14 protein-coding genes are annotated in these 17,946 nt (G+C 59.7%); 7 read left to right on the top strand and 7 right to left on the bottom strand.

The annotated features are described in order from the left end of the window. Positions 1–17: 17 nt before the first annotated feature. Both QZR14_RS13410 and QZR14_RS13405 read right to left on the bottom strand, forming a co-directional pair. The gene (locus tag QZR14_RS13410; protein WP_311996824.1) at positions 18–422 is read right to left on the bottom strand and encodes a lysozyme inhibitor LprI family protein; all 405 of its coding nucleotides are present in this window, start codon (positions 420–422) and stop codon (positions 18–20) included. A 57-nt stretch (positions 423–479) separates the two neighbouring features. Next, on the bottom strand, positions 480–1,400 hold the full coding sequence (locus tag QZR14_RS13405; RefSeq protein WP_311996823.1) for an ADP-ribosylglycohydrolase family protein: 921 nt from the start codon (positions 1,398–1,400) through the stop codon (positions 480–482). Between the two features lie 196 nt (positions 1,401–1,596). Between QZR14_RS13405 and QZR14_RS13400 the strand changes: the two genes are divergently transcribed. Beyond that, positions 1,597–2,085, top strand: coding sequence for an SRPBCC family protein (locus tag QZR14_RS13400; protein ID WP_250607004.1), 489 nt, complete (start codon positions 1,597–1,599; stop codon positions 2,083–2,085). A gap of 409 nt (positions 2,086–2,494) precedes the next feature. Here the strand turns inward: QZR14_RS13400 and acnA are convergent, their stop codons facing one another. After that, complete coding sequence (gene acnA / locus QZR14_RS13395; protein ID WP_311996822.1) at positions 2,495–5,236, bottom strand: aconitate hydratase AcnA; 2,742 nt, start codon at positions 5,234–5,236, stop codon at positions 2,495–2,497. A gap of 222 nt (positions 5,237–5,458) precedes the next feature. Between acnA and rlmM the strand changes: the two genes are divergently transcribed. Both rlmM and tusA read left to right on the top strand, forming a co-directional pair. Further along, positions 5,459–6,532 carry a 23S rRNA (cytidine(2498)-2'-O)-methyltransferase RlmM gene (gene rlmM / locus QZR14_RS13390; protein ID WP_311996821.1) on the top strand — a complete coding sequence of 358 codons (1,074 nt, stop codon included), beginning with the start codon at positions 5,459–5,461 and terminating at the stop codon, positions 6,530–6,532. Positions 6,533–6,697: 165 nt separating this feature from the next. Next, on the top strand, positions 6,698–6,949 hold the full coding sequence (gene tusA / locus QZR14_RS13385; RefSeq protein WP_311996820.1) for a sulfurtransferase TusA: 252 nt from the start codon (positions 6,698–6,700) through the stop codon (positions 6,947–6,949). A 133-nt stretch (positions 6,950–7,082) separates the two neighbouring features. Here tusA and QZR14_RS13380 read toward each other — a convergent pair whose 3' ends face one another. After that, positions 7,083–8,492 (bottom strand): MATE family efflux transporter, encoded by a 1,410-nt coding sequence (locus QZR14_RS13380; RefSeq protein WP_250607000.1) that lies wholly within the window; start codon positions 8,490–8,492, stop codon positions 7,083–7,085. 159 nt (positions 8,493–8,651) lie between these two features. Here QZR14_RS13380 and pdxB point away from each other — a divergent pair, with 159 nt between their 5' ends. Continuing rightward, entirely contained in the window at positions 8,652–9,794 is a 1,143-nt protein-coding gene (gene pdxB, locus QZR14_RS13375) for a 4-phosphoerythronate dehydrogenase PdxB (protein ID WP_311996819.1), read from the top strand. Between the two features lie 183 nt (positions 9,795–9,977). Here the strand turns inward: pdxB and QZR14_RS13370 are convergent, their stop codons facing one another. Next, complete coding sequence (locus tag QZR14_RS13370) at positions 9,978–10,157, bottom strand: PA1571 family protein (protein ID WP_250606998.1); 180 nt, start codon at positions 10,155–10,157, stop codon at positions 9,978–9,980. Positions 10,158–10,413: 256 nt separating this feature from the next. Here QZR14_RS13370 and QZR14_RS13365 point away from each other — a divergent pair, with 256 nt between their 5' ends. Continuing rightward, positions 10,414–12,192 carry an ABC transporter transmembrane domain-containing protein gene (locus QZR14_RS13365; RefSeq protein WP_311996818.1) on the top strand — a complete coding sequence of 593 codons (1,779 nt, stop codon included), beginning with the start codon at positions 10,414–10,416 and terminating at the stop codon, positions 12,190–12,192. Between the two features lie 137 nt (positions 12,193–12,329). Here QZR14_RS13365 and QZR14_RS13360 read toward each other — a convergent pair whose 3' ends face one another. Next, the gene (locus QZR14_RS13360) at positions 12,330–14,258 is read right to left on the bottom strand and encodes a transglycosylase SLT domain-containing protein (protein ID WP_311996817.1); all 1,929 of its coding nucleotides are present in this window, start codon (positions 14,256–14,258) and stop codon (positions 12,330–12,332) included. Between the two features lie 214 nt (positions 14,259–14,472). Between QZR14_RS13360 and QZR14_RS13355 the strand changes: the two genes are divergently transcribed. Further along, a complete protein-coding gene (locus QZR14_RS13355; protein ID WP_250606995.1) occupies positions 14,473–16,395 on the top strand; it encodes an ATP-binding cassette domain-containing protein in 1,923 nt (640 codons plus the stop codon). Between the two features lie 174 nt (positions 16,396–16,569). Here QZR14_RS13355 and QZR14_RS13350 read toward each other — a convergent pair whose 3' ends face one another. Further along, positions 16,570–17,007: a universal stress protein gene (locus QZR14_RS13350; protein ID WP_311996816.1), complete on the bottom strand. Its 438-nt coding sequence runs from the start codon at positions 17,005–17,007 to the stop codon at positions 16,570–16,572. Between the two features lie 103 nt (positions 17,008–17,110). Here QZR14_RS13350 and QZR14_RS13345 point away from each other — a divergent pair, with 103 nt between their 5' ends. Continuing rightward, the gene (locus QZR14_RS13345; RefSeq protein ID WP_250606993.1) at positions 17,111–17,548 is read left to right on the top strand and encodes a hypothetical protein; all 438 of its coding nucleotides are present in this window, start codon (positions 17,111–17,113) and stop codon (positions 17,546–17,548) included. Positions 17,549–17,946: the final 398 nt, after the last annotated feature.

Genomic DNA, 17,946 nt, shown 5'->3' with positions numbered 1-17,946 from the left:
TGAAACCAATAAAGCACTCAGGCCCCGGGCACCGGGCAACTCATGTCACCTTCCTCGCACTTCAAGTACTCCTTCAGCGCCGCAACCCGCACCTTGGTCACGCTGGTCAGGCAATTGCTGTAAATCAACGGATAAACACTCCCGCCTGATACCCCCGACGCCGAAAACTTGCACTCGGCATCGCGAAACGCGATCCACGCTCGTTGCGCACCGACCAACAGCTTCTTGCCCTCCGGATTGTCCTTCAAGCGAGCGGTGATCTGCTGATACACCGTGTTCAGTTCTTTGTCTGCTGCTTTGAAATCCTGCCCGGCGCACTGATTCATCGTCGCCTGATCACTGGCGTTGGCGCAGTCGACGGCGGCGTGGGCGATGGGGGCGAACAGAAAGGGCGTCAGGGCCAGAAGACGACGTGGGGACATGATCAAATCTCGCTGTATCGAAAGTAAGTGCCGAGCAGTGTAGCGGCTGCATCGCGCTTATTCAGGTGGACGCATCCGGGAAGCCTCAAGCAAACGGTCGGCGGTCGCCGCAATCTCTTCACCGTCGTGCAGCATTTCCAGCCAGTGCGCAGGAATGCCCCGCACACCGTAGTACGCGCCAGCCAACTGGCCGGTGATCGCGGCGGTAGTGTCGGCGTCATCGCCCAGGTTAGCGGCGCGCAGTATGGCTGCTTCGAAGCTGTCCGTGCGCTGAAAGCACCAAAGTGCTGCCTCCAGCGACTGCACGCTGTAACCGCTGCCTTTGATGTCCATTTCGGATTTTTCGAGGTAATCGCCACGGGCAATGGCTGCGACTTTGGGTTGCGAGAGATTGGCCGAGGTCAGCTGGCGCAATTCTGCTTTGGATACGCCTTCAAGTGCCCTGACGATCAGGCCCGCCAGCAATTGGCAGCACTCGATGGCTTCAGGGGCAGCGTGGGTGGTGCGCGAACTGTCGCCGGCAAACGTGTGGACCTGCCGGGCGTCTGGAAAGTAAAACAGCACCACCGGAGCCAGGCGCATCAGCGAACCGTTGCCGGCGCTATAAGGATCGGTAGAGCCAGCGAAGGGCTCAGCGGTTTGTTGATACTGCGTCAGTGCCTGACTGACGGTCATGCCGATATCGAAACACTCACCGATCGAACTGAGATAACCCCACTGCCACCAGTTGAGGTAACGGCCCATCTGGTCGGCCGCATTGAATCCATTCTTGTTCAGCAGGCTCTGCGCCAGACACAGCGCCATTGAGGTGTCATCGGTCCACTGCCCGGGCTTGAGATGGAACGGGCCGCCACCGACCATATCGGTCATCGGTTGGAATGATCCCCGTGGTTTGAACTCAACCGTAGTACCGACGGCGTCGCCGCACGCCAGACCGAGCAGGGTGCCACGATAACGTTCGGCGAGGGATGGCTGCATGATTCGTCCTTGTTGATTCAAATTCGCTGGAAAAGGTAACAGTTTCGCCGCCCGCAGCGGGCTGGATCCATCGCATTGCCGGTCAGAAAAATGCAGCGGGATGTTTCCTTTCAGATCAATAACTGCACCGCTCTGATACAACTTCACATTGGACATGTGGTCATACAGGCCTAGTGTTCAGAACAGGAGGTGACGTATGAAACCAGTACCCAACAGTTTCGAACGCAAGATCACGCTCAAGGCGCCGCGTTCGCATGTCTGGCGTGCATTGGTCGATGCCGAGGCGTTTGGCCAGTGGTTTGGGGTGGCGCTGGAAGGGCGGCGGTTTATTGCCGGTGAATGGACGCAGGGGCAGGTCACGTATCCGGGTTATGAACACGTGTTGTGGAATGTGCTGATCGAGCGGGTCGAGCCGCAACAGTTGTTTTCGTTTCGCTGGCATCCGTATGCGGTCAATCCGCAGATCGACTATTCGCAGGAACCGACCACGCTGGTCAGGTTCGAGCTGCAGGATTTCGAGGAGGGCACGTTGCTCAAGGTGTCTGAATCGGGTTTCGCGCACATTCCCGACACCCGCCAGAAAGAAGCGTATTACATGGACAGTCGTGGCTGGGAAGAGCAGTTGAGCCGACTCGAACAGTTTCTTGTCGAAAGTGCCAAGGCTCGCGAGCGTCACGGTGGCTGACAGTTTTCAGCCCCGGCCCGAGCGTTGGGCACTGGTGCGGGGCCGTGCGGCAAGTGCCGATCGCGGTCCATGCTTGATGCCTGACACGACTAGGGGTTTTCGGAAGGGTTGCTATGGCGAATGTCTTACACGCACTGGTAGCTTTTACGACTATTTCCGATTGGATCCACTGCGTAATCTACACACATCAACTGAGACACAGGGAGTGTTTCAGGATCAAGGATGATCGACCATTTGCAAGGATCGCTGCCGACAGGGAGTCGATAATGGTCTTGGGAAAAACCCGCTTCGGCGGGTTTTTTTTCGTCCGTATGTAGGAGCTGCCGCAGGCCGCGATCTTTTGACTTTGGCTTTTAACAGCAAGATCAAAAGATCGCAGCCTGCGGCAGCTCCTACATTGGTTTGTGCGTTACGAGGCGATCAACTGGCGCAGGACGTAATGCAGAATCCCGCCCGACTTGAAGTACTCCACCTCATTCAACGTGTCGATCCGGCACAGCACCTCGATCCTTTCCTGGCGTCCGTCCTCACGGGTAATCACCAGCGGCAGATTCATCCGCGGTGTCAGCTCGACCCCGGTCAGGCCCAGAATCTCAAACGTTTCCTTGCCGGTCAGGTTCAGGCTCTTGCGGTTCTGATCAAGCTTGAACTGCAGCGGCAGCACACCCATGCCCACCAGGTTGGAACGGTGAATCCGCTCGAAGCTTTCCGCGATCACCGCTTTGACCCCCAGCAGATTGGTGCCCTTGGCCGCCCAGTCACGGCTGGAACCGGTGCCGTATTCTTGCCCGGCAATCACCACCAGCGGCGTGCCCGAGGCCTGATACTTCATTGCCGCGTCGTAGATCGCCAGTTTCTCGCCGGTCGGAATATAAATCGTGTTGCCACCTTCTTCACCGCCGAGCATCTCGTTGCGGATACGGATGTTGGCGAAGGTGCCGCGCATCATCACTTCATGGTTGCCGCGACGTGAGCCGTAAGAGTTGAAGTCCCGTGGCTCCACGCCTTTTTCACGCAGATAACGCCCGGCCGGGCTGTCAGCCTTGATGTTGCCGGCAGGGGAGATGTGGTCGGTGGTCACCGAATCACCGAGCAGGGCAAGCACCCGTGCACCTTTGACATCTTTGACTTCTGGCAGCGGGCCGGAAATGTCATCGAAAAACGGCGGATGCTGAATGTAGGTCGAATCGTCCTGCCACACATACGTTGCCGCTTGCGGCACCTCGATCGCCTGCCACTGCTCATCACCGGCGAACACTTCGGCGTATTCCTTGTGGAACATCGCCGTGTTGACCTGACTCACCGCGTCGGCGATCTCTTTACTCGAAGGCCAGATATCGCGCAGATAGACCGGATTGCCTTGCTGATCCTCGCCCAGCGGTTCGCTGCTGATGTCGCTGCGCACGCTGCCGGCCAGGGCATAGGCGACCACCAGCGGCGGTGAGGCCAGCCAGTTGGTTTTCACTAACGGGTGCACGCGGCCTTCGAAGTTGCGGTTGCCGGACAGCACCGAGGCCACGGTCAGGTCGGCTTTCTGGATGGCTTTCTCGATCGGCTCCGGCAACGGCCCGGAGTTGCCGATGCAAGTGGTGCAGCCATAACCGACCAGGGAAAAGCCGAGCTGATCGAGGTATTGCGTCAGCCCCGCAGCCTTGTAGTAATCGGTGACCACTTTCGAACCCGGTGCCAGCGAGCTTTTCACCCACGGTTTGCGGGTCAGGCCTTTCTCCACGGCTTTTTTCGCCAGCAGGCCGGCGGCCATCATCACGCTCGGGTTCGAGGTGTTGGTGCAGGACGTGATCGCGGCGATGACCACGGCGCCGTTTTTCAGGCGATAAGTGTGGCCTTCATATTCATATTCGGTCTCACCGACCAGATCGGCATTGCCTACCGCGACGCCGCCACCGCCCTCACTTTCCAGGCGTCCTTCTTCTTTGCTGGTGGGTTTGAATTGCAGATCCATGAAGTCACTGAACGCCTGTGCGACATTCGGCAGCGACACGCGGTCCTGCGGGCGTTTTGGTCCAGCCAGACTCGCTTCGACGCTGCCCATGTCCAACGCGAGGCTGTCGGTGAACACCGGTTCCTGGCCTGGCAGGCGCCACAGGCCCTGAGCCTTGGTGTAGGCCTCGACCAGTTTCACCACTTCCGGTGGCCGCCCGGACAGGCGCAAATATTCCAGCGTCACGTCATCGACCGGGAAGAAGCCGCACGTCGCGCCATATTCCGGGGCCATGTTGGCGATGGTTGCGCGGTCGGCCAGCGGCAAGTCGGCGAGACCATCACCGTAGAACTCGACGAATTTGCCGACCACGCCTTTCTTGCGCAGCATCTGCGTGACGGTCAGCACCAGGTCGGTGGCGGTAATGCCTTCCTTGAGTTTGCCGGTCAGCTTGAAACCGATCACTTCCGGAATCAGCATCGACACCGGTTGCCCGAGCATCGCCGCTTCCGCTTCGATCCCGCCGACGCCCCAGCCGAGTACGCCGAGGCCATTAATCATGGTGGTGTGCGAATCGGTGCCGACCAGCGTGTCGGGGAATGCGTAAGTGCGGCCGTCCTCATCCTTGGTCCACACGGTGCGGCCGAGGTATTCGAGGTTGACCTGGTGGCAGATGCCAGTGCCTGGCGGCACCACGCTGAAATTGTCGAAAGCGCTCTGGCCCCAACGCAGGAAGGCGTAACGCTCGCCATTGCGCTGCATTTCGATGTCGACGTTCTGCTCGAACGCGCTGGCGGTGGCGAACTTGTCGACCATCACCGAGTGGTCGATGACCAGATCCACCGGTGACAACGGATTGATGCGCTGCGGATCGCCACCGGCCTTGGCCATCGCCGCACGCATGGCGGCAAGGTCGACCACGGCGGGCACGCCGGTGAAGTCCTGCATCAATACCCGGGCAGGGCGGTACTGAATTTCGCGGTCGGAGCGGCGTTCCTTGAGCCACGCAGCAATCGCCTTGAGGTCGGCACCGGTGACGGTTTTTTCATCTTCCCAGCGCAGCAGGTTTTCCAGCAGGACTTTCAGCGACATGGGCAGCTTGTCGAGGTCGCCCAGACTTTTGGCGGCATCCGGCAAACTGAAATAGTGGTAGATCTTGTCGTCGATTTGCAGGGTTTTGAGCGTTTTCAGGCTATCGAGGGACGGCATTACAATCACTCCTTTGAATCCGCACGGCTACGGATTGTGGGGACGGGCAGAGCTAACAACGTAGCCCTGTTTTCATTAGCTGGCTAATAACTGGACTCTATGAGCGGAACCAAGGTTCCGACATCGGCTATCATGCGCCGGTTTTCGTGACAGGCTTTGCTGCAATGCAAGGCCTGAGCATCGCGCAGGGGCCGAATGATCGCCCGCTGCCCAGGAGTAAGAATGAACACCCTATTCATGCATTGCCGGCCCGGCTTCGAAGGCGAAGTCTGTTCGGAGATTTCCGACCTCGCCGCCCAACTCAACGTGGCCGGCTACGCCAAGGCCAAAGCGGCCGCTGCCTATGCCGAGTTTGTCTGCACCGAAGAGGATGGCGCCGAGCGCCTGATGCGCGGTCAGCGTTTCGCCGAGCTGATCTTCCCGCGCCAGTGGGCGCGCGGGGTTTTCATCGATCTGCCGGAAACCGACCGCATCAGCGTGATCCTCGCGCACATGGCCGAATTCCCGGTGTGCGGCAGCCTGTGGCTGGAAGTCGTCGACACCAACGACGGCAAAGAACTGTCGAACTTCTGCAAGAAATTCGAAGGCCCGCTGCGCAAGGCTCTGATCGGCGCCGGCAAACTGGTGGATGATGCGAACAAGCCGCGCCTGCTGCTGACCTTCAAGAGCGGTCGTGAAGTGTTTCTGGGGATGGCCGATGCCGGTAACTCGGCGATGTGGCCAATGGGCATTCCGCGCCTGAAGTTCCCGCGTGAGGCGCCAAGCCGTTCCACTCTGAAGCTGGAAGAGGCCTGGCACCACTTTATCCCGCGTGATCAGTGGGAAGATCGTCTGCACAGCGACATGACCGGCGTTGACCTCGGCGCCGCGCCGGGTGGCTGGACCTGGCAACTGGTCAATCGCGGCATGCTGGTGACCGCCATCGACAACGGCCCGATGGCCGAAAGCCTTATGGACACCGGGCTGGTCCAGCATTTGATGGCCGACGGTTTCACCTTCAAGCCCAAGCAACCGGTGGACTGGATGGTCTGCGACATCGTCGAGAAACCGGCGCGCAATGCCGCGATGCTGGAGGAGTGGATCGGCGAAGGGCATTGCCGCGAGGCGGTGGTCAACCTGAAATTGCCGATGAAGCAGCGCTATGCCGAAGTGAAGCGTTTGCTCGAACGCATTGCCGATGGTTTCAAGGCACGCGGGATCAAGGTCGATATCGGCTGCAAACAGCTGTATCACGACCGCGAAGAAGTGACCTGCCATTTGCGTCGTCACGACACCAAGAAGCCAAAATCCCGCTGACACAACTCAAAACCCCTGTAGGAGCTGCCGCAGGCTGCGATCTTTTGATCTTGAAAAGCAAAGATCGCAGCCTGCGGCAGCTCCTACACAGGGTGTGGCGTAACGCCACAGATGACCGAATACCCGGCAATGCGCGACAATGCCGGCCAGTTTCAGGAGTGAATCATGAGTGAAATGATCGATACCCCGGTCGACGGCACCCTCGACGCCACCGGCCTCAATTGCCCGGAGCCGGTGATGATGCTGCACCAGCACATCCGTGACCTGGCGCCTGGCGACCTGCTCAAAGTGATCGCCACCGACCCGTCGACCAAACGCGATATCCCCAAATTCTGCGTGTTTCTCGACCATGAACTGGTGAGCCAGCACGAAGAGGCCGGTACTTACCTGTACTGGATCCGCAAGAAACACGCATAACAGCGGCTACACCCAAAACAAATGTGGGAGCGAGCCTGCTCGCGAATGCGGTATCTCAGTCACTATTGTGGCGACTGATTCACCGCATTCGCGAGCAGGCTCGCTCCCACATTTTTTTGTCTTGCGTAAAGGCTCAACCCGCCGAGCGACTGATCCGAATACGCTTGCGCGCACTGCGCGTCAGTCGGATCGACAGCATCAGTGCCGCACAGCTCAGGCCAACGATCAGCCCCTGCCACAAGCCGCTCGGGCCACGTGGTTCACCGAGCCAGTCAGTCAGGCCGAGGGCATAACCCACCGGCAAACCAATGCCCCAGTAGGCGAACAGGGTCAGGATCATGGTCACCCGCGTGTCCTGATAACCGCGCAGTGCGCCGGCAGCGGTTACCTGAATCGCGTCGGAAAACTGGAACAGCGCCGAGTACACAATCAGCATCGCCGCGATGTGAATCACCGTCGGGTCAGCGGTGTAGATCGCCGCAATCGGCTCACGCAGCATCAGCATCATGCTCGCCGACAGGCAGGCGTAGGCCAGCGCGGTGCCCATGCCGACGCCCGCAGCAAATCGTGCCTCGCGCGGTTCTTCACGGCCCAGTGCCTGACCGACGCGTACGGTAACGGCCATGCCCAGCGAGTAGGGAATCATGAACACCAGCGAGCTGACGTTGAGCGCAATCTGGTGCCCGGCCACTACGGTGGCGCCGAGGCTGCCGATCAACAGCGCGATCACGGCAAAAATGCTCGACTCGGCAAACACCGCGATGCCGATCGGCAGACCAATCGCCAGCAGACGCTTGATCACTGCCCATTGCGGCCAGTCGAAACGGCTGAAAATCTCGCTCGAACGATAAGCCGGAGCCCAACGCTCATAACCGGCCAGCCCCAGTGCCATCACCCACATCACGATGGCCGTGGCCCAACCGCAACCGACGCCGCCCATCGCCGGCACACCGAAGTGGCCATAGATGAAGATGTAGTTCAGCGGTATGTTCAGCGCCAGACCGCACAGGCCCAGCACCATGGCCGGGCGGGTACGGCCGATGCCGTCACTGGTGCAGCGCAGCACGTGATAGAACGCCACCGCCGGCAGACCGCTGGCGATACCGTGCAGGTACTGCATGCATGGGCCGATCAGCTCGGGATCGACTTTCATCAGGTGCAGCACCGGTTCGGCGGCCATCAGCATTGCCGTCGCGATCAGTCCGACCACCAGTGCCAGCCACAGCGCCTGCCGTACGAGCGGGCCGATCTCACTGTGGGTCCCGGCGCCAAAACGCTGGGCGACTTTCGGCGTAGTTGCCAGCAGGGTGCCGGTCATCAGCAGAAACACCGGCACCCAGATCGAGTTGCCCAGTGCCACGGCTGCCAGATCCTTTGGCCCGACGCGACCAGCCATCACCGCATCGACGAAGCCCATGGCCGTGGTCGCCAGTTGCGCGATGATGATCGGCAACGCCAAAGCGAGCAGGTTCTTGAACTCCAGGCGAATCCGCGCGGGGCGGGTGAGGGAGACGGCGACAGGTTGATCAGTTACAGAATTCACGGGCAAAACGTCCACAGGTGTTGATGCGCAAGGCGCCGCATTCTACGCCGCTGACGCCTTGGTCAGGAAAAATCCTCTGTTGCGGATTTGTAAGCGCAAAGCTTGCTGGCCCGGCGACCGATCTGCACCTAAACTGCCGATCCGCCAAAGGAGCCCGCCATGCTGATTGTTGCCGACGAAAATATCCCCCTGCTCGATGCCTTTTTTGCCGGTTTCGGCGAGATCCGCCGGGTGTCGGGCCGTTCCATCGACCGTGCGACGGTCGAGCAGGCCGATGTATTACTCGTGCGTTCGGTGACCAACGTCAACCGCGCGTTGCTTGAGGGCAGCAAGGTGCGCTTTGTCGGTACCTGCACGATCGGCACCGATCATCTGGATCTCGACTACTTCAATGAGGCCGGCATCACCTGGTCGAGTGCGCCCGGCTGCAATGCCCGGGGCGTGGTCGATTATGTGTTGGGCAGCCTGATGACCCTCGCCGAAATCGAAGGTGTCGATCTCACTCAGCGGACCTACGGTGTTGTCGGCGCCGGTGAGGTGGGGGGGCGCCTGATCGAGGTTCTGAAAGGGCTGGGCTGGAACGTCAAAGTCTGCGATCCGCCGCGTCAGGCTGCCGAGGGCGGCGATTACGTGAGCCTCGAGCAAATCATCGAGCAATGTGACGTGATCAGTTTGCACACACCGCTGACACGCAGCGGCGCTGGTGCGACCTGGCATCTGTTCGATCAGCAGCGTTTGCAGCAACTCAAGCCTGGTGCATGGCTGATCAACGCGGCGCGTGGTCCGGTGGTGGATAACGCCGCGCTGCGCGAAGTGCTGCTGGAGCGTGACGACCTGCAGGCCGTTCTCGATGTCTGGGAGGCCGAGCCCGAGGTTGACGTGGCACTGGCCGAGCTCTGCGTGCTGGCCACCCCGCACATTGCCGGTTACAGCCTTGACGGTAAACAGCGCGGAACGGCGCAGATTTATCAGGCTTACTGCGCATTCATCGGCCAGCCAGCCAGCATTCAACTCAGTGAGCTGCTGCCTGCGCCGTGGGTGTCGCAAGTGACCTTGGATGGCGACAGCGATCCGGCCTGGGCGCTGGCGATGTTGTGCCGTGGCGTGTACGACCCGCGCCGTGATGATGCGGATTTTCGCCGCAGCCTTGTAGGTAATGTCGGTGAGCAGCGCGCGGCGTTCGATGTGTTGCGCAAGCAGTATCCGGTGCGGCGCGAGATTGAAGGGTTGAAGGTGCGGATTGAAGGGGAGTCGCCGGCGTTGCGGCAGACTGTGGCTGCACTCGGGGCGGTGGCTGTTTAGAGACCGAGATGGATTCATCGCTGGCAAGCCAGCTCCCACAGGTTTCTCGGGTGTACTCAAGTTTTGAGTACGACGAAAATTTTGTGGGAGCTGGCTTGCCAGCGATTGTTTCAACACGAATTTTAATTGTTTAGGCAGAAAAAACCCGCCCAAAGGGGCCGGGTCAGGAAGACGGTGGCTATATCACTTTTGTTCGGCAGGCTTGACCAATCGCTTGTCCAGCTCGCGGCACGCGTCCTGGATCATGTCTTCAGTGATCGGTACTTCACGCCCATCCTTATCGATAATCGAGCAACCCAGAGGTTGGCCGGGCTTGGTGCGGATCACTTCAATCTTGTCTTCGCTGCGGTGTTGCAAGGACATGGCCTGTCTCCTCATCAGGTTGTTTACCCAGATTAAAACCGCCACGTGACCAGGCTGTGACAGCGCCTTTCGATCCGTCATGAGCGGCCATTCCAGTCCAACAGAAATGACCGTTCGTCTCAACCTTGACGTTAGACCGATAGCAACTATGGCCTAGTCTTTGGGGGCATATTTAACCTGACTCATTGTGATTTACAGAGTTCCACCCCAAAGAAGGTTTACGCTAGCCCTTTCATCAACACGGATGTGTACCTGAATGACCCCGAAGCTTTCTTCACGACACCGTCGCGCGCTGCGTCTGACCAGTCGATTTCTGGCCCCTTACCGCTGGCAAGTGATCGCTGCGCTGCTGGCGTTGATCGTCACCGCCGCCGTCACGTTGTCGATGGGGCAGGGGATCAAGCTGTTGGTCGACCGGGGCTTCATGACTCAGTCGCCGCATCAGCTCAACCAGAGCATCGGCATCTTCATGCTGATGGTGCTGGGGCTGGCGGTCGGTACGTTTGCCCGGTTCTACTGGGTGTCGTGGATCGGCGAGCGTTGCGTGGCCGACATCCGCCGTGAGGTGTTCAACCATCTGGTTTATCTGCATCCCGGCTTCTATGAGAACAACCGCAGCTCGGAGATCCAGTCGCGGCTGACCGCCGACACGACGCTGCTGCAATCGGTGATCGGCTCGTCGCTGTCGATGTTCCTGCGCAACCTGTTGATGGTGATTGGCGGTGTCATCCTGCTGTTTGTCACCAATGCCAAACTCACCAGCATCGTGGTGATTGCCTTGCCGTTCGTGGTCGCGCCGATCCTGATTTTCGGCCGGCGCGTGCGCAATCTGTCACGGCTGAGCCAGGATCGGGTCGCCGATATCGGTAGCTACGTGTCGGAAACCCTCGGCCAGATCAAAACCGTGCAGGCCTACAACCACCAGGTCCAGGATGAGCGGCGTTTCGCGACAACGGTCGAGGACGCGTTCGACACCGCGCGCAAACGCATCTTTCAGCGTTCGTGGATGATCACCATGGTGATCGTGCTGGTACTCGGCGCGGTGGCGGTGATGTTGTGGGTCGGTGGCATGGACGTGATCGCCGGGCGCATCACCGGGGGCGAACTGGCGGCGTTTGTCTTTTACAGCCTGATCGTCGGCAGTGCCATTGGCACCTTGAGCGAAGTGATTGGCGAACTGCAGCGCGCGGCCGGGGCCGCCGAGCGGATCGCTGAATTGTTGGGTTCGGAAAATATCATCCAGCCGCCCATCACGGGACTTGTGACTCTGCCTGAGCGCGTGCGAGGAGAATTGCAATTGCAGGACGTGCGCTTTTCCTACCCCTCGCGTCCTGAAAGCTACGCGGTCAATGGCTTGAATCTGACCATTCGCGCCGGCGAGACGCTGGCGCTGGTGGGGCCGTCCGGTGCCGGCAAGTCCACGGTGTATGACTTGCTGTTGCGCTTTTATGACCCGCTGGAAGGGCAGATCCTGATTGATGGCGTGCCGTTGACCAGCCTCGATCCGCTGGACCTGCGCCGTCACTTTGCTCTGGTATCACAATCGCCGGCGCTGTTTTTCGGCAGTGTTGAAGAGAATATTCGTTACGGCAATCCGGGGGCGACGCTTGCGCAAGTCAAGGACGCGGCAAAAATTGCTCACGCCCACGACTTCATCGAAAAAATGCCCAACGGTTACCAGACCCATCTCGGCGACGGTGGTCTCGGTCTTTCCGGTGGTCAGCGTCAACGTCTGGCGATCGCCCGGGCGTTGCTGGTCGACGCGCCGATCCTGCTGCTGGACGAAGCCACCAGTGCCCTTGATGCGCAGAGTGAGCATCTGATTCAGGAAGCGCTGCCGAGCCTGATGCAGAACCGCACCACGCTGGTGATCGCGCATCGACTGGCCACAGTTAAAAACGCTGACCGGATTGCGGTGATGGATCAGGGCAAGCTTGTGGCTATCGGTACCCATCAGGAACTGATTGCCAGCAATCCGCTGTATGCGCGGCTGGCGGCGTTGCAGTTCAATGATGGTCACGCGGTGGCTGTGTAGGAGCTGCCGGAGGCTGCGATCTTTTGATGTAAAAATGCCCGCATGAAAATGCGGGCATTTTTGTTTGAATCAGAATCAAAAGATCGTCCGAACGCGGCCCGAACCTTCGGCAGCTCCTACTTAACCGGCGTTACCGGTTACTGATCATCAAAATACCGCTCATGCCAATCCACCAGCGGCTGTGGCGAGTTGAGCTTCTGGCCATAGATCACCGAGTACGACAACACGTTCTGCACATACTGACGGGTTTCATCGAACGGGATGCTTTCCACCCAGACGTCGAAGCTCAAGTGATCGGCGCCACGCAGCCATTGACGCACGCGCCCCGGGCCGGCGTTGTAGGCGGCGGAGGCGAGAACGCGGTTGCCGTTGAACTGGCTGTGCACCTGGCTCAGGTAAGCGGCGCCGAGCTGGATGTTCTTGTCCGGATCGAGCACCTGCTGCGGTGAAGCCAGCGGGATGCTGAACTTGCGTGCGGTTTCCTTGGCGGTGCCGGGCATCAATTGCATCAGGCCACTGGCGCCGACGCCGGAGCGGGCGTCGTCCATGAAGGCACTTTCCTGGCGAGTAATGGCAAACACCCAGCTCGAATGCAGGCCACGCACCTTGGCTTCACGCACGAGCGTATCGCGATGGGCCATCGGGAAGCGGATATCCAGATCGTCCCAGTACTGCGCCTGACTGATGGTGCGAATGGCCGGGAAGTACCATTTCAGGTCGTAAGCGAGTTTGGCCTGGGCAACCATTTCATCGCGATTGAAATGGCGGCTGACGTGATACCACTCGCGGCGACCGTCGACGATCTGCCCACGGGCATGGAATTCCAGCGCACGGCGCACGCCCGGCGTGTTGCGCACTTTGTTGATCAGCGCCTGGCTCAGCACCAATGGCTTGTTGTTGAGCGAGTAGGGCGACTGCGAGCGGTCGGCGGCGAGGAAACCGTAGAAGTCCCGTTCCCGCGCCAGGTTTTTGTACAGGGTTTGCGCTTGCGGGTTCTGCGGCTGGGCCAGTTCAAGGCTACGCGCCTGCCAGTAGCGCCAGCGGTTGGTGCTGGCCAGGTCTTGCGGGAGACGCTTGGTCAGTTCGTATGCGTCGTCCCAGCGAGCGAGGCGCAGCAATAGGCGCAAACGCCATTCCGAGACGGTGTTGTCGCGCAACTCCGGGTCGTACTTGGTCATCACGTCCAGCGCGCGGCTGTCGAAACGCCGAGCGAGGGTCAGACCGATTTCCCGGGCAATCGCGACTTTTTCATCGCGGGAGAAATGCATGCTGCTGGCATAACCGTCGAGCAACGCCATGGCCTTGTCCGGATCCTGACGGGCCAGACGGCGCAAGCCGAGGCTGACCACATCGGCCATCGGCTCATCGGCCGGGGAGAAGCGCGAAGGCTGATTGAGCAGCTCCGGTTTCTGTGCCACATCCACCAGTAAACGGCCGCGCGGGGCGAGGGTGGTCAGGCCGTTGACCAGACTGTTGGCCAGCGGGTAATTGCGTGCTTGAGCGGCGAGTTTGGTGCGCTCCCAGCGTTTCTGTTCGGTGAGCTGGCCGTCGGCGGCCCAGATGCCGAACAGCGCGTCACATGCCGCAGGTTGCGATTTTCCGGTTAGCCAGAGCTTGTCGGCGTTGGCGTAACCCTCGGCTTTCTTTCCGTGAGTGATCTGGTATTGCGCATTGAGGCAATCCAGTTCGGTGAAGTTGAGTTTCGGGTCGTAATATTTGACGAAGGTTGCCCAGTCGCCACGGTCGGCGAGCCAACGCAACCAGCGCAGTTTCATCCAGTTGGCCTGGGGCAGGTCACCGTGTTCGGCGAGGAACTTCTCGATTTCTGCGTTGCTCGCGGTTTTCAGCCGCGCGGTGAGTTCGTCGTAGGCCAGGTACGGTTCCAGCGGGTAATCGGCCAAGGCCTGGCTGTAACGGAAATACGGGCCGGTATCGCCTTTGGCCAGGGCGCGCTTGGCTTCATCGTAATACTGGCGTTGGGTGGACAGGTCCACCGCCTGGGCGGATTGAGCGGCAGCGGCGGTAAGTAGCAAACAGGACAAGACACTGAAAAGGCGACTGCGCATGAGACATCCGGGCAGAGAAATCATGACAAGTGCCGACATCAATCAGCACTGAATTGTCTGTAGCTTAGCCTTTTGCCAGCAAGCGGCGAAAGCTTTGCGGGCCTCGCAGCACAAGTTCGCAACAAATGTTGTGCAGAGTGCTTCGACAGACAAATTGCCGGCCTGTTGAAGCCCTAACTCAGGTAGAATGCGCGCCCGGTTTTTGGAGAAGCTCATGACCCTGCTCAAATTCAGCGATGTGTCCCTTGCGTTCGGCGCTATGCCGTTGTTGGACAAGGTGTCCTGGCAGATCGCCCGTGGTGAGCGGGTGTGCATCATCGGCCGCAACGGCACTGGCAAGTCCAGCATGATGAAACTGGTCAAGGGCGACCAGAAGCCCGATGACGGCTCGGTGTGGCGTGCCCCCGGTCTGAAAATCGGCGAATTGCCGCAAGAACTGCCGGTGGCCGACGAGCGGACCGTGTTCGACGTGGTGGCTGAAGGCCTCGACGGCGTCGGTGCCTTGCTCGCCGAATACCATCACCTGAGCCAGAACATCGTCACCGATGCCGATCTGGACAAGCTGATGCACGTTCAGCACGACCTCGAAGCCCGTGACGGCTGGCGCTTGCAGACCCTCGTCGACAGCACTCTGAGCCGTCTGCAACTGCCGGCCGACAAGACCCTCGCCGAACTGTCCGGCGGCTGGCGTCGTCGCGTCCTGCTGGCGCAGGCGCTGGTGTCAGAGCCGGATCTGCTGCTGCTCGACGAACCGACCAACCACTTGGACATCGGTGCAATTGCCTGGCTCGAAGAAGCCCTGAAAGATTTCCAGGGCGCTGTGCTGTTCATCACGCACGACCGTTCTTTCCTGCAAAACCTGGCCACGCGCATCCTTGAGCTGGATCGCGGCGGCCTGATCGACTGGAACGGCGACTACGCCAGTTTCCTTGTGCACAAAGAAGCCGCGCTGGCCGCTGAAGAGACCGCCAACGCGCTGTTCGACAAGCGTCTGGCCCAGGAAGAAGTGTGGATCCGCCAGGGCATCAAGGCCCGTCGTACCCGTAACGAGGGCCGCGTCCGCGCCCTGAAAGCCCTGCGCGTTGAGCGCAGCGAGCGTCGCGAGCGCACCGGCAAGGCCAACATTCAGCTGGAAACCGCTGACAAGTCCGGCAAGCAGGTGATGGTCCTCGAAAATGTCAGCTTTGCGCATCCGGGCGGGCCGTTCCTGATCAAGGACTTCTCGATGGTCCTGCAGCGAGGCGACCGTATCGGCCTGCTTGGCGCCAACGGTACCGGCAAGACCACCCTGCTGAAACTGATGCTCAGCGGTCTGCAACCGACCAGCGGCAAAGTGGAAGAGGGCACGCGGATCGACGTGGCGTACTTCGACCAGTTGCGCCATCAGTTGGATCTGGAAAAGACCGTGATCGACAACGTCGCCGAAGGTCGCGATTTCATCGATATCGATGGTCAGAGCCGTCACGTGCTGAGTTACCTCGGCGACTTCCTGTTCAGCCCGCAGCGTGCTCGTACGCCGGTCAAGGCGCTGTCGGGTGGTGAGCGGGCGCGTCTGTTGCTGGCCAAGCTGTTCAGCAAGCCGGCGAACCTGCTGGTCCTCGACGAACCGACCAACGACCTCGACGTGGAAACCCTCGAGCTGCTCGAAGAAGTGCTACTGACCTTCAACGGCACCGTGCTGATGGTCAGTCACGACCGGGCATTCCTCGACAACGTGGTCACCAGCACCCTGGTCTTCGAAGGTGAAGGCAAGGTGCGCGAGTACGTCGGTGGCTATCAGGACTGGATCCGTCAGGGCGGCTCGCCGCGCCTGCTGGGTGTGACTGAAAGCAAATCGGGCAAGGCTGACCTGAATTCGGCGGTAGTCACCGCTGAGCCTGCTGTGGTTGCTGCGCCTGCCGCTGCAGCCCCGGCGGCCAGGAAAAAGCTGAGTTACAAGCTGCAGCGTGAGCTGGAAGCGTTGCCGGGCGATATCGACGCCAAGGAACAGCAGATCGCTGCGGTAGAAGCCGAAATGGCTGAAGGCGGTTTCTATCAGCGACCGCCGGCAGAAACGGCCAAGGTGATTGCTTCGCTGGAGCAGTTGCAGGCTGAGCTGGATGCGCTGGTGGAGCGTTGGGCCGAGCTGGATGCCTGATTGATCCTGATGTGAAAAAGCCCGGCGCTCAGTGATGAACGCCGGGCTTTTCATATGCGGGCGGAGACCCAATGTGGGAGCGAGCCTGCTCGCGAATGCGGTGTGTCAGGCGGCATTAATACTGAATGTGCCGACGCCTTCGCGAGCAGGCTCGCTCCCACAATGATCAGTGTTTCAACGTTTGACCAAGTGGACGGCGAGGACGTCGCATGGCGCACCGTGGAGTACGTCATTGGCGGTGGAACCGAGCAACAGCGCCAGACCATGACGGCCATGGCTGCCGACCACGATCAGATCGCACGTGTTTTCCTTGGCGAAATGATGAATTTCCTGGCGTGGCTGGCCATAGGTCAAGTGGCAGTCGGCGGCTTCCAGCTCTGCATATTTGACTTTCAAGCGCGCAAGTCGCTCCTTGGCCTGATCAAACTGCTGCTGTTGCAGTTGTGACAGATCCATTGGCACGTCACCGCCGAACGCCATGGCCATCGGCTCAACGATGTGCACCAGCGACAGCTTGGCGCCATTGCTCACCGACAGCTCTCGGGCGCGGTGAATCACAGGGTCGCACTCTTCGGTCAGGTCTACGGCGACCAGGATGTGGTGGTAGGGCATGAGGTGCTCCTCGTGAGGTTTCAATATTGTTAAGTATGGCTGGTTTCAGGCGCATTGGTTCCAAAGTGACAGAATGCGCTCATCAAGAATTGGGAATAGAGATATGACGGTCTGGTTAGTGGTGTCAATCCTGCTGGTGGTTTTAAGTCCGCTGGCGTGGTTGCGCCCATCGCGCGCGCAAAGCGGTCGCATCGCCCTGCGCATGGAAGCTCGACGCATGGGGCTGGCCATGCAACTGGCGCCTCAGGAATGGCCGCACTGGCTGGCGCAGGAGCCGCCCAATCCGTGTGCGCAGTATCATCGGCCGCGCCGGGGCAAAGAGCCTGCGTGCTGGACTTACTGGCAGAAAACACCGGGTGTGTGGGTCAATCAGTGGCAGGAAGTCTGTGAGGACCGTGCGCTGCTCAATCATTTCGAAAAGTTGCCGGGCAACGTTTTCAAAGTCGAGGCAGACAAACAGATGATCGCCTTGTATTGGGGCGAGAAGGGCGAAGCCTCGGTTTTGCAGGACATTGACGCCACTCTGAAAGCACTGGCGTGAGGCGCGGACTTTTCCCACTGCAACGGTGGGGAACGTCCGGCAGACGCGCAATAAAAAGCCCGACATGATTCGTCGGGCGGGGTGGCCAGGCAGGCCGGAAACTTCTTTTTGATGCTGACAGGGTCGGCATATCTCTCCGTAGTCCACCCAGCGTAGCCCTTTAAACAAGGGCCGCCGCGAATTAGGGCGACTTTTCTAACTATTGATTCTATGAATGGCTTCACATGCAGACGCGTGTTGCGGGTCTTCGTCTTACAGAAATGACCGCAAAGTCGCATTTCAACCCGTATTTTGGGCGATTGACAATTGTCGGAAATTCCGTGAAGGTGACGTACCCAAATCAAACGGGCGTATGAATTGAGCGTTTGTCTTACAGACTGCTCCTACAGAATCCCGAC

Origin of the sequence: Pseudomonas sp. rhizo66 (assembly GCF_031931925.1) — a bacterium.
GTDB lineage: Bacteria > Pseudomonadota > Gammaproteobacteria > Pseudomonadales > Pseudomonadaceae > Aquipseudomonas.
The sequence above is the reverse complement of the archived record's forward strand: the minus strand, read 5'-3'. Positions and strand labels throughout refer to the sequence as shown.

Coding starts and splice junctions, on each gene's coding strand:
- QZR14_RS13410 (WP_311996824.1), bottom strand. CDS start 422: ATGTCCCCACGTCGTCTTCTGGCCCTGACGCCCTTTCTGTTCGCCCCC.
- QZR14_RS13405 (WP_311996823.1), bottom strand. CDS start 1,400: ATGCAGCCATCCCTCGCCGAACGTTATCGTGGCACCCTGCTCGGTCTG.
- QZR14_RS13400 (WP_250607004.1), top strand. CDS start 1,597: ATGAAACCAGTACCCAACAGTTTCGAACGCAAGATCACGCTCAAGGCG.
- acnA (WP_311996822.1), bottom strand. CDS start 5,236: ATGCCGTCCCTCGATAGCCTGAAAACGCTCAAAACCCTGCAAATCGAC.
- rlmM (WP_311996821.1), top strand. CDS start 5,459: ATGAACACCCTATTCATGCATTGCCGGCCCGGCTTCGAAGGCGAAGTC.
- tusA (WP_311996820.1), top strand. CDS start 6,698: ATGAGTGAAATGATCGATACCCCGGTCGACGGCACCCTCGACGCCACC.
- pdxB (WP_311996819.1), top strand. CDS start 8,652: ATGCTGATTGTTGCCGACGAAAATATCCCCCTGCTCGATGCCTTTTTT.
- QZR14_RS13370 (WP_250606998.1), bottom strand. CDS start 10,157: ATGTCCTTGCAACACCGCAGCGAAGACAAGATTGAAGTGATCCGCACC.
- QZR14_RS13365 (WP_311996818.1), top strand. CDS start 10,414: ATGACCCCGAAGCTTTCTTCACGACACCGTCGCGCGCTGCGTCTGACC.
- QZR14_RS13360 (WP_311996817.1), bottom strand. CDS start 14,258: ATGCGCAGTCGCCTTTTCAGTGTCTTGTCCTGTTTGCTACTTACCGCC.
- QZR14_RS13355 (WP_250606995.1), top strand. CDS start 14,473: ATGACCCTGCTCAAATTCAGCGATGTGTCCCTTGCGTTCGGCGCTATG.
- QZR14_RS13350 (WP_311996816.1), bottom strand. CDS start 17,007: ATGCCCTACCACCACATCCTGGTCGCCGTAGACCTGACCGAAGAGTGC.
- QZR14_RS13345 (WP_250606993.1), top strand. CDS start 17,111: ATGACGGTCTGGTTAGTGGTGTCAATCCTGCTGGTGGTTTTAAGTCCG.